Raw genomic sequence first — 10,724 nt, 5'->3', positions numbered from 1 at the left:
AATTGGGTTTCAATTTTCAAAGATCAAACGATTGCAGATGCGGTCTTGGACCGCATAGTGCGCAATGCGTATAGGTTCGACCTAAAAGGTCCTTCCCGCCGTCCTACGATAGAACATATGCCGGCTGACGCCGGAGATGACAATAAGACGGCAAGCGAGTAATATAAAAAATAGATGTCATCTTGTCCACTTGATACAGGAATCTTGTCCGGATATTAGTAGAAACCTTGTCCGGATAATTGCGGAACTAACGTCCGAGTATTACAAGATGCTTGTACCAAATAGACAAGAATCATCATGAATGAAGGGCTTAAGAATGGTTACTATGAACAGTATATGCATTATTTAACAATATTTAATGCAATAAAAAATCGTGCCGGTTCATTTTGAACCGACACGATTTTTTATCTCACAGTAACTATTTTTTCTCTTATAACTCAACGATTGTAGCAACCTTACCTGATTCAACTGTACGTCCACCCTCACTGTTCAGACCAATGTTAATCCTAATGACAAATGGCGCTCTTACAGTATTTCCTTTAAGACAATTATTAATATTCGCATCATTTATTATGTTTTTGATGATTTTGGGTACCAAACAGGTACCAGAAACTCATTAAACACGCTCACTAATACAAACCACTTTTTCATTCACCAGCATTTAATATAATTTCACCTTCAAAAACATCTCCTACTGTGTTATCTTCCAACGATACCGTAATTCGGCTTTCATATGTTTTCCATTCAAACTGAGACCAGTCAACACCTTCTACGTTTCTTTGATGAGTATAGGTGTTATAATCGCTCCTCATGCCTCCCTGTTTTTCTTGATTTTTTGACATCGCCTGAACACTCATTGCCATTGCATATAATTGTGGATCAAATTTCATGAGTTTTTGAGCCTCACTACTTGTTATTGCTCTGCCACTTGATATTTTCGCAGCAATTTCGAAAGCATCTGATGATTCCTCTGCTGCTTTTTTCCATGCTTCTCTTTGCTGCTGAGCTACAGCCAGTTCATGTTGCATAACATAGTCGTTAAAAGCTGCCATTCTATCTGCTTCAGCTTGTTTGTCAGTTTCTATAAGCCTTTTCTTAATATCATCCGACAATTCTATTCTACTTCCATTAACAGTAATATAGCCACGAGAAACTGCTCTACTCACCATTGCAGAATCTGCAAAGTGAATTACAAAAGTATTCTCTTTATCTCCCTTTGATATTCCCAATGTATCTTTTCCCGAAGCTGCAGTCATTTGACTATCTTGCTGTGCTGAATACGCTTCTTTTGATATTTCAATGGTATCCCTATCTTTATTTGATGCGCCTTTATTAGCGTACGAGTTACCCACTTTATTTTCAGTTGAATAATACTCTATTTTACCAATTTTTTCTCTAAAAATACCATTTATATTCATTAAAACATATCCTTCCTAATACCCAATTGACGCTTACAATTTATTCCTGTTTTAAACACAACATCAATAGGTATCATCCCAATATATAGTAATATAGGGATTAGTATATGTTTTTGTTCCAATATTTGATATCCTTCCCCCTAAAATTGCACCACCAATACAAGTACTGTTAAACGATAATAAATACGTTCCATTTGCTGGTGAAGCTATAAAATTACGCGCAGTTAATGTCGTATTTCCTGCACCGCCCCACGATATTCGCTCAGTCCTACCATTAGAACTTGTTATAGTTAAATAATTTGTGGCCACACCACCTTGAAAACTCAATGACCCTGTATTAACTTCTAGTTTTGTAATCACTGCGTCTGACGGCAAGCCTGATACCGGAATTGATACTATATTCGAATTACCTGTTGTCCCTACATTTAGTGCCACGCTCATTTTTCCCGACGTATTAACTTTCTTCTTCCCTGTTGCAGCATAAACATCTATTGTCGTTACCAAAGACATAACAACAACCAACAATATGGGCAAAATCCAACTAACAATTTTTTTCTTACCAAGTAGTGCTACTTTTGTTCTCATAACTAAATCCTCCTTGTTATATTAAATGTTTTTTGCATAAATTGTATCGACATTTTATCCCCAAAAATTAATTTGTCATACATAGTATATAATTGTAATTCCGTTTCTATATTTTTCACTAAAAACAATGTAATTATATCTGCAATAGCAAACATTTTCAAGTATTAACACGTTCCTGTTAATGTAGGTTTATCTTTCAATATTGTGCTTTCTTGAAGTTTCTTCTTTTTTCTCTCTATTATTTGCAGCCTGCTTTGCCTTATACTCACGAATATATTCCCTAATACTCTTAGGTTCTAAGAATTTCCTAAAAGCTTCAGCAAATCCTTTCTCTTTAATAAATCGTTCAAGTGCTGAATTCCTTTCTTTTAATGCATTTTCACCTTCTTGAAGTTTTACTATCTGCTTATTAGCTAATGCTAGTTCTGCTTCTTTGCGATAGAACAGTTGCTTGAAACTACTGACAGATTTGCATATCTTAATGAGCTTGTCGAAAGATTTTTTTGAAATCTTTATCATTGGCTCGTTGCCAAACAAATTCGGAACACCTATTGCTTCTTTGTTGATCTTAGCCAATTCATTACTGATTTTTTTATCATCATCTGCAAAGTCTTGAATTCTTTTTTCATTATCAATCCTTAGCTTTTCAGCTTCTTTTATCCTTTTCTCGATATCTTTTAACTTTTCTTCTTTATCATCGATTCCGACAGCCAAACCATGCGCCTCATAATTTGCCATCTGAATAAACTGATTTAATTCTGCTTTTTCTGACTTAAGTATTTCAATTTCAGCTTCCGCTTCTTCTTTAGCTTTCATAGCCGCTTTATATTCAGGAATTGTATAATCATCACGATCCACACCCAGCGTCACAATTTCAATACCTCGTTCTTCACATAAACCTTTAAGATAATCTCGTTCTCTTTCCTGCCAATGAACTGTCTCGTTATCTATCTTAGAAGTGGCTTTTTCTATTCCCATCTGTTGTAAGCCCTTTGTAAGACTGTTTCTGGTTTTCATTCCGGTCTTATAATTATGTGCAACCGGTATATAATCAAGGTGCAGATGTGGCGTTGCTTCATCCATATGCAAAACAGCATTAAACAGGTAAAGATTGGGATTTCGCTCTTGGAATGTTTTTGCATATATATCAAGAATCTCTTTTGCAAGCAGGGCATTCTCGGTCACATTGCCATTTTCATCCACAACTCCAAAATCCGTCATTCTTCCTATCTGGACTACGTTCTCATAAAAAATCTTTTCATTGTTCTTAGAATTTTTTATCTTTGTAATATAATTGTCAATTTTACGGTCTTTTCGCGTCTGCTTTGCATTATATTCATCAATTGCCTGTCTAAACATTTTATCGTAGGCATCTTCTAAAGATTCCTGCTTATAGAATTCATCCAATTCTATTCTTTCTTCAATGACATTTTCTGCAATAAATGTCCTGTTATTATGAGACAAGCTCCCTTTTCCTGCTACAAAAGAAATTGTTGTAACCATATAAACTCACTTCCTTTCCTTTTATATTTCTGATAGATTATTTATAATTGAAATTATCAATGTTCCGTCGGATTTTCAGGTCTTGTTACTTCTGCCAGAAGTAACTCCTAAGTAGTTTTGACACTTCGTATCAAAACCACACGGAGCTCTTCCGAGGGACTCCTGGGCGGAGAGCCCCGCTGCCAAAGAAGCGGCAGCTCTATTGCTGAAGGTGATAGCTTCAGCAATCTTAGTTTTCCTTAATGTGGCATTAAATTGATGCCACAAGTATTTCTCGGCATCATTCTGATGCCATTCAAAATCCATCGAGAAAACTAAGGACTTCCTCACTGATAGGTCTTAGTTCGGAATTCTGCGGCTCCTGTATATTTTCATCTTCAGGAACCTTTGTGGTTGTATCAATAGTTTCTCTGTTATTGGCAGATACGGAAATCTTACCAGCAATCAGTTCAGCTATTTTTTCTGCTATAGCATCCAGCGAGCAAAACTCATTCTTTTCTGCTCCCTCGCAGATAAGCCTGAGAGCGATAGTGTTCTTGGATGTTTTTTCTTTCATGGCCATTCTCTGGAGATTCTCCCAGGCTTTTCTATCAAGTTCATTATCCATTCGAAATCTAATGCTTAGTCTTTTTTCATCCATGACATTACCTCATGGAAGAGAGCTTAAGCTCCCTTCCCCCTTAAATGCTGAGCCATGTACAATTCTTCATAGCCCTTTGCTGTTGCACAAATGTCATCAATGATTTCAACACTCGCCTCATCATATTTTCCAAAGTTTCTGATGAGGCATCCTCCACCTCCGATGATATGAAGCTTAACAAGCTCCGGATCATATTCATATTCGCTGAGCCTATCAAATATCATCTTCGTATATCTGACTGCTTCTCTGCGCATTACATTCTGTATTCTCTCTGAAATCTCGGCATTTCCATTGATGAGAAAATCCTCAATAATGCTTTCTGCAGGAATTTTTCCACATTCGGCCTGAACCTCGTTCATGATATGCTTTACGCACTCATGAACCCCAATTTTATCTGTAAACTTCTTATCAGATAGCGGGCGCCCGTTCGTGATCACTAGGGTGTTCATAGTGCCATTGCCTATGTCAGCCAGCATATGCACTCCCTTGTAATCACCAAGAGAAGCTGCTATGGCAGCATATCCCTGTGGATAGATTGCTACGTCACATATTCTGATGTGATAATACTTACCGCAGTACCTGTAACTGATTTCAGATTTTCTCATCAGGTAATCTCTGAATGAGCTTTTCTGCTTAGACATCCAGTGAAGGGGAAGCCCTACTGCAAGTATCAAGTCAGATGATCTTAAGCTTCTGATTTCAAGTTCTTTGGCAATTGCTGCCAAGGTGAGAATATAGTAGTCATTATCCTCATCTTTATTGGCAATGAATACTTTATGGCTCTCGCCTATAACGTAGTAAATACCATCAAGTTGCAAAACATTTGTTGCAACAGCAGGCTCTTCGCTATAGGTTTTAACGCCACTCTTAAAAACTGAATTTCTTGTTTTCATGTTTCCATATCCGTGGTCAATTCCGATCACTAACTTTCCATCTACATATAAATCTTTCATACTTTTAATTCCTCCATGTTGTTTGTTTGGTTTTTAGTTGCATAAGAGCTGTCTTTCAAGCTCTTCAAAGTCATATTTGTTCTGTTGAAAATTGCAGAAGGTATTAGTTTTGGGTGGCGAATTCTGAAAAGTGGCGGGCCTGTCAAGCCGCTCCCTACACCAGGTCTTTACGGTATTGTAATTAAGGCATCCCTTATAACCACGATTCTTGATTCGCTGTATCTGATAATCAACATTTCCCTTGCCAAATTTTGAAACCAAATCTTCATATTCGTTGTTAGTGAGCGTGTCTTCCTTACACACTTCTTGAATAATAGATTTATAGTTATTAGATTTATTATTAATATATTGTGGCGAATTATCCGGATGCGGTTTTCTCGTATCCCGATTTCCCGCATCCGGATTTTTAGGACACGGTGAAGATTCTGGTTTTATGGAAAAATCCTTAATTACCTTTATGTCCTCAGCATCAGGTGAGGGTGATGTGATAGGAGATTCGTGAATCTCAAGGTTAGTTGAATCAAATTTGCCTCCACTATCCCTATTTTGTTCTCTAGTGATATAGCCTTTTTCAATTAGACTGTTAAGGGTATTAGAAATTTTGGCCTTTCCATCTGGGAGTATTTGACAAAGGCCTTTTATCGTAAAATTCCAATTATCTGGTAAAGAAAGAAGAGTCAAAAGCATACCACGTTCTGTTAGTGATAAGTTCCTGTCTCTCATAATGTTTTGGGAGACTATGGTATAGTTTCCCTGAGTTTTATTTTTTAATACTGCCATTCATTTGCTCCTTTTATTTTCAGGTAATTAAAAAGCTTCTTGAGATTTCTTATTGAAAGACTCTCAAAAAGCTTTTTTGTTCTAACTTTTGTTCTAACCAAAATGCTTTATTTATTTTTTATTACGCTTTATCCTGTGTTATATTGGATATAGGCTCAAATAAAAGTGCAGTAGATAAGCCGATTTGGGAAATAATGGTAAAAGATAAAAAATCGCCCTCAATATTCGGGACGCAGAGGCCGCAGGTTCGAATCCTGTCATTCCGACTCAGTATTTTCAAGGGTTTGCAGATTTGCAACCCCTTATTTTTTATCTCAGTTCTACCATTTTTCTACCAGATTCAATTTATTTATTGAATAATCATCTGATAACACAAAAAGCTCTCTATAGTATTGTTATTTTTACTTGTCAGGATAATCTTTCAATGATATGATTCCAGTCATTGCATCCGAAATCTCTTTTTTGGCCTCTTTATCCTTGACTTTTGCATATAAAAAACAAAAGATAAAAAATAAGTACCTTTACCAATTAAGCCCCAATTTTTTACTATAAACACAAGCTATAAGACTAAAATATTTGTACTGAGGAGATAAAAATGGCTGAAAAAAAGAAGCGGGAAATATCCCGCATGAGGGCAGTTAAGAACAACCTGTACGCATGTAAACTTCTATCAAAGATCTGTCCTTCGCAGGTTGCCCACAGCGCTGTTATACAGTTCCTGGGTTATTTTGAATGGCTTTTTTACAGTGCGTTTTTTATGCGCTTTGTTGTCAATTCTTTGGAGGCTGGAGACGGCTTTTTTCACATTATGACATTTGTAATAATAGTGGCAGTCGTGATGTGTTTAATGAGCTTCTACGGAAGGTGTCTTGTAGGATATATATATCCAATAAACGCCGCAACCATCAATAAAGGTCTTTATACAAAGTTATTTAAGAAATCCAGAAATGTGGAACTTGAATGCTTTGAAAACAATGAATTCTACGATAAATATACCCTTGCCATGGAAAAAGCAGATACCCGTCTTGATGAAACAGTACAGGCTGTATTTAAGACGATCTTCGGCGCAATAGCAAGCGTATGCGCTTTTGTTTTCATGTTCCAGGTTGATAAGATATCGGTTCTTTTCATTATTTTCCCCGTTATCGGAAATTTTGTTTTTAACAGAATAATAAGTCATCTTGATTATGCAAGGAATAAGGATATGGCGCCCCATAACCGCCGTATTGCTTATATCAACCGTGTTATGTATCTTCCCGAATACGCTAAGGAAATGCGCCTTACGGATGTGTTCTCCTTAATGAGAAGGCAGTACAAGGAGGCTATCACAGGGCTTGCGGATGTTACCAAGAAATATACGAAGAAAGCAGTAGTACTTCACTGGTTGTATGTAATGTTCACATTCACCTTTATCTTTGAAGGTTTATTGATCTACGGAGCCTACAGAACCATTGTAAGTAACTCCATGTCCCTTGCTGAATTAGCGGTCATCACCAGCATGATGGTATCCACCACCTTTATCCTTATCGGCTTTACGGAGTCTTTAACGGCTATCTTTAAGAATGGTCTTTTTATTGAATATCTTCGTACCTTCCTTGAATATAAGGAGCGCATTCCGGAGGATTACGAGGGAGACGATCCGGGAAAAGAGATAAAGTCCCTGGTATTTAAGGATGTGTCTTTTTCCTATAAGGATAAAGAGGTTCTTTCCCATGTGAATATGGAATTCATCGGAGGCAACACCTACGCCCTTGTAGGTCATAACGGCGCAGGAAAAACAACACTTATAAAGCTTCTTTTAAGATTCTACGATCCCACACAGGGTGAGATCTTACTTAACGGACGCAACATTAAAGAGTATGACTTAAAAAAGTACAGAGCTCTTTTTGCTACCGCATTTCAGGATCATCGGATGTTCTCTATGTCCGTTATGGACAATGTAATAATGGGTGAAGATATTCCGGAGGACAAACGAAAGGAAAGAGTTGAAGAGGCTCTTAAGCTATCCGGTGCATACGATAAGGTGATTAGCCTTAAGAATGGTATGGATACCACACTTACCCACGAGTTTGACGATGAGGGGGCTGTGTTATCGGGCGGCGAATTCCAGAAGATTGTTGTTGCCAGAGCCTTTGTAAAGGAATGTCCCTTCAAGGTATTTGATGAGCCAAGCAGTGCACTTGACCCAATAGCTGAGGCAAAGCTTTATGACAATATATACGAGACTTGTAAGAACAATACTCTTGTTTTTATTTCTCACAGGCTCTCTTCTGTTCAGAACGCGGATAAGGTATATCTTTTGTCCGGCGGTACCGTAAAGGAAGAGGGAGACCACAGGTCGTTAATGGAGTTAAAGGGCATATACGCCGATATGTATACCAAGCAGGCGAAAAATTACCTCGCCCTTTCAGAGGAAGGAGGTATTGCCTGATGAAAAAAGTGATAAAGAATCAGTGGTTTCTATGGAAACTTTGTTTTAAAGTCTGTCCCGGTTATATGATCTACCACCTCTATGATGGTTTCAGATATCAGGGCATAATATTCCTTGAGCATGTATTGGGAATAAGGTATGTGCTTCATTGTGCAGAGTTTCATGAGCCCTTTTGGAAGGCATTTGCATATATAGGAGTAATCCTTTTGATCAATATGATACAGATCATTCCCGATGGCTATTTCATTCACGGCTGGACTTACAAAGCCAAGCCCATGCTTTACCGCTCGTTAAAAGAGAAGATGTATGAAAAAGCGGCTGAGATAGATCTTTCCTGCTACGACAATCCAAAGTATTATAACGATTTTGTTTTAGCTGTGGCAGAGGCGGAAAGCTCCATCAACAGATTTCTTAAAATGTGTAACATGATGGTGCAGGGCATAACGGTCATTGTCACCACAGGTGCTTTCTATATCATGACGGATGCTACCGGCATACTTTTTGTTCTTGCATCTTTTGTATTAAGATTTTTGGTTTCACGAGTCCTTAACAAGTTAAACTTTGACGTGCGTCTTAAGGTCAATCCCCTTGAGAGAAAGCGTAACTATGTAAGCCGTGTCTTTTACCTGAACGATTATGCCAAGGAATTGAGGCTTCATCCAAAGGTTGGGGACAAACTTGAGAAAGAATTTGAAGAAACAAACGACGAGATCGCAAAGGAACAGAAGAGGGTGGGCTTAAAGAGAACTTTCCTTAACTTCACAAGGGATTATGTGGTGGGAGATTTTATAATGGACGGCCTTTACATCACATACCTTGTTTTTAAGGCTACGGTACTTAAGACTCTTGCCTACAGTGACGCGGTGGTGCTTTTCAACCGTACATCAAGCTTAAGACGAGGCTTTGCCAATATTGCGGATGTTGTTCCAATGGCACAGGAAAACAGTCTTTACATCGATAAGATAAGGGCATTTCTTGATTACAAGCCCAAGATGGAATTAAATGTGGGCGAAACAGTGCCTTCCAACAACGCGGAACTATCCTTAAAACATGTAAGCTTTAAATACTCGGAAGATGCGGATGAGACGTTAAAAGACATCACGCTTAAGGTAAAGCCCGGAGAGAAGATCGCCATTGTAGGCTACAACGGCGCAGGCAAAACAACACTTATCAAGCTCCTGATGCGCCTTTATGACCCTACAGAGGGCACTATTACATATCACGGAAAAGATATTAAAGACTACAAGCCCTGCGACTACAGGCGACGTATAGGTGTTGTTTTCCAGGATTATCAGATGTATGGGGCAACCTTACTTGAAAATGTTTTGATGACGGATTCTAAGGCCGGAGATTATTCAGAGGAGGCAGCGAAAGAGGCTTTAGAGAGGGCTGGTTTTTCCAAGCGTTTACAGACTCTTCCACATAGCCTTGACACACAGGTTACCACCGAATTTGATAAGGATGGTATTAACTTCTCAGGAGGAGAGAGCCAGAAGATTGCCATTTCCAGAGCTTTTTACAAGGATGCGGACATTCTCATCATGGATGAGCCAAGCAGCGCTCTTGATCCCATCGCTGAATATGAGCTTAATAAGGCAATGGAATCAGCTGCAAAGGGAAAGACGGTATTCTACATCTCCCACAGACTTTCCACTACCCGCGACGCAGACCGTATCATTCTTCTTGAAAAAGGCTGCATAGTAGAAGAAGGCACTCACGAAAGTCTCCTTGAGATGAACGGGAAGTATGCTGAAATGTGGCGTGTTCAGGCGGGAAGATATGAAACTGCATAATGGAGATAGTATATAAAAAACTTAAAGGGGGCTGTGAAAAAATGAGAAATCATTTTTTCCAGCTCCCTTTTATTGCTATTTTTTATGCGGGACTATTAAGAATCAATAACGGGCAAAAACTGACGATTTATTGATAAAAACGCCCTATTGTAGTATTATATAGTCTGCAGGGGGTGTTTTTTCTGTCTTTTTTGAAAAAATGCATCTAAATGATAGTGTCTTTTTTTGTAGAAAGGGAGGACCTAGGATGAATTTGGAAGGAACAGAAAGAATAGATAATTTATGCAGACGATTGCGAAGGGCGAATATAATAGCATTTACATTTACTTTTCTCGTTATCGCTGCGGTATTCACGGGAAGTCTTTTGTACAAAAAGACTGAGCAAAAGATCAAAAGCGTAAGGATTAATTACGCAACAGAAGAAGAAATACAGGATATTATAGGTTTTGAAGAATTTGAAGACGGAAAATGGTTTAAGGGAAATCTTAAGTATGACCATTCCGAAGAGCTTGACTACGGTATGAAGTGTGCAAACTATACCGGAGTTTTGTATGAGACTAAGTAAGAGCTGGGAGTACAAACTCCCGGCTTTATTTATATCATTGAGTAATTCTTCTCTAT

The 10,724-nt window shown here is 38.2% G+C and carries 10 protein-coding genes; 4 read left to right on the top strand and 6 right to left on the bottom strand.

What is annotated here, in order from left to right; genetic code table 11:
• Positions 1-12 precede the first annotated feature (12 nt).
• Positions 13-162: a hypothetical protein gene (locus tag BLP87_RS16615; protein ID WP_420314847.1), complete on the top strand. Its 150-nt coding sequence runs from the start codon at positions 13-15 to the stop codon at positions 160-162.
• Positions 163-647: 485 nt separating this feature from the next.
• Here the strand turns inward: BLP87_RS16615 and BLP87_RS15905 are convergent, their stop codons facing one another.
• The 6 genes from BLP87_RS15905 to BLP87_RS14905 form a co-directional block, all read right to left on the bottom strand.
• Positions 648-1,418 carry a hypothetical protein gene (locus BLP87_RS15905; protein ID WP_074463386.1) on the bottom strand — a complete coding sequence of 257 codons (771 nt, stop codon included), beginning with the start codon at positions 1,416-1,418 and terminating at the stop codon, positions 648-650.
• A 63-nt stretch (positions 1,419-1,481) separates the two neighbouring features.
• Complete coding sequence (locus BLP87_RS14930) at positions 1,482-2,003, bottom strand: hypothetical protein (protein WP_074463385.1); 522 nt, start codon at positions 2,001-2,003, stop codon at positions 1,482-1,484.
• A 189-nt stretch (positions 2,004-2,192) separates the two neighbouring features.
• Positions 2,193-3,506 (bottom strand): plasmid recombination protein, encoded by a 1,314-nt coding sequence (locus tag BLP87_RS14925; RefSeq protein ID WP_074463384.1) that lies wholly within the window; start codon positions 3,504-3,506, stop codon positions 2,193-2,195.
• A gap of 295 nt (positions 3,507-3,801) precedes the next feature.
• Positions 3,802-4,146 (bottom strand): hypothetical protein, encoded by a 345-nt coding sequence (locus tag BLP87_RS14915; RefSeq protein WP_074463382.1) that lies wholly within the window; start codon positions 4,144-4,146, stop codon positions 3,802-3,804.
• Positions 4,147-4,169: 23 nt separating this feature from the next.
• Positions 4,170-5,099, bottom strand: a complete 930-nt coding sequence (locus BLP87_RS14910; protein ID WP_074463381.1) for a ParM/StbA family protein — start codon at positions 5,097-5,099, stop codon at positions 4,170-4,172.
• A gap of 33 nt (positions 5,100-5,132) precedes the next feature.
• Positions 5,133-5,879 carry a helix-turn-helix domain-containing protein gene (locus BLP87_RS14905; RefSeq protein WP_074463380.1) on the bottom strand — a complete coding sequence of 249 codons (747 nt, stop codon included), beginning with the start codon at positions 5,877-5,879 and terminating at the stop codon, positions 5,133-5,135.
• Positions 5,880-6,474: 595 nt separating this feature from the next.
• On the opposite strand from BLP87_RS14905, the gene BLP87_RS14900 reads away from it, so the two are divergent.
• The 3 genes from BLP87_RS14900 (at position 6,475) to BLP87_RS14890 (ending at position 10,668) form a co-directional block, all read left to right on the top strand.
• The gene (locus BLP87_RS14900; RefSeq protein ID WP_074463379.1) at positions 6,475-8,310 is read left to right on the top strand and encodes an ABC transporter ATP-binding protein; all 1,836 of its coding nucleotides are present in this window, start codon (positions 6,475-6,477) and stop codon (positions 8,308-8,310) included.
• Positions 8,310-10,103 (top strand): ABC transporter ATP-binding protein, encoded by a 1,794-nt coding sequence (locus tag BLP87_RS14895; RefSeq protein WP_074463378.1) that lies wholly within the window; start codon positions 8,310-8,312, stop codon positions 10,101-10,103. Before BLP87_RS14900 ends, BLP87_RS14895 begins: the two co-directional genes overlap by 1 nt.
• Before the next feature lie 247 nt (positions 10,104-10,350).
• Entirely contained in the window at positions 10,351-10,668 is a 318-nt protein-coding gene (locus tag BLP87_RS14890) for a hypothetical protein (RefSeq protein ID WP_074463377.1), read from the top strand.
• Positions 10,669-10,724: the final 56 nt, after the last annotated feature.

Source organism: Butyrivibrio hungatei (genome assembly GCF_900101605.1).
In the GTDB taxonomy this organism is placed as follows: Bacteria; Bacillota; Clostridia; order Lachnospirales; family Lachnospiraceae; genus Butyrivibrio; species Butyrivibrio hungatei_B.
The sequence above is the reverse complement of the archived record's forward strand: the minus strand, read 5'-3'. Positions and strand labels throughout refer to the sequence as shown.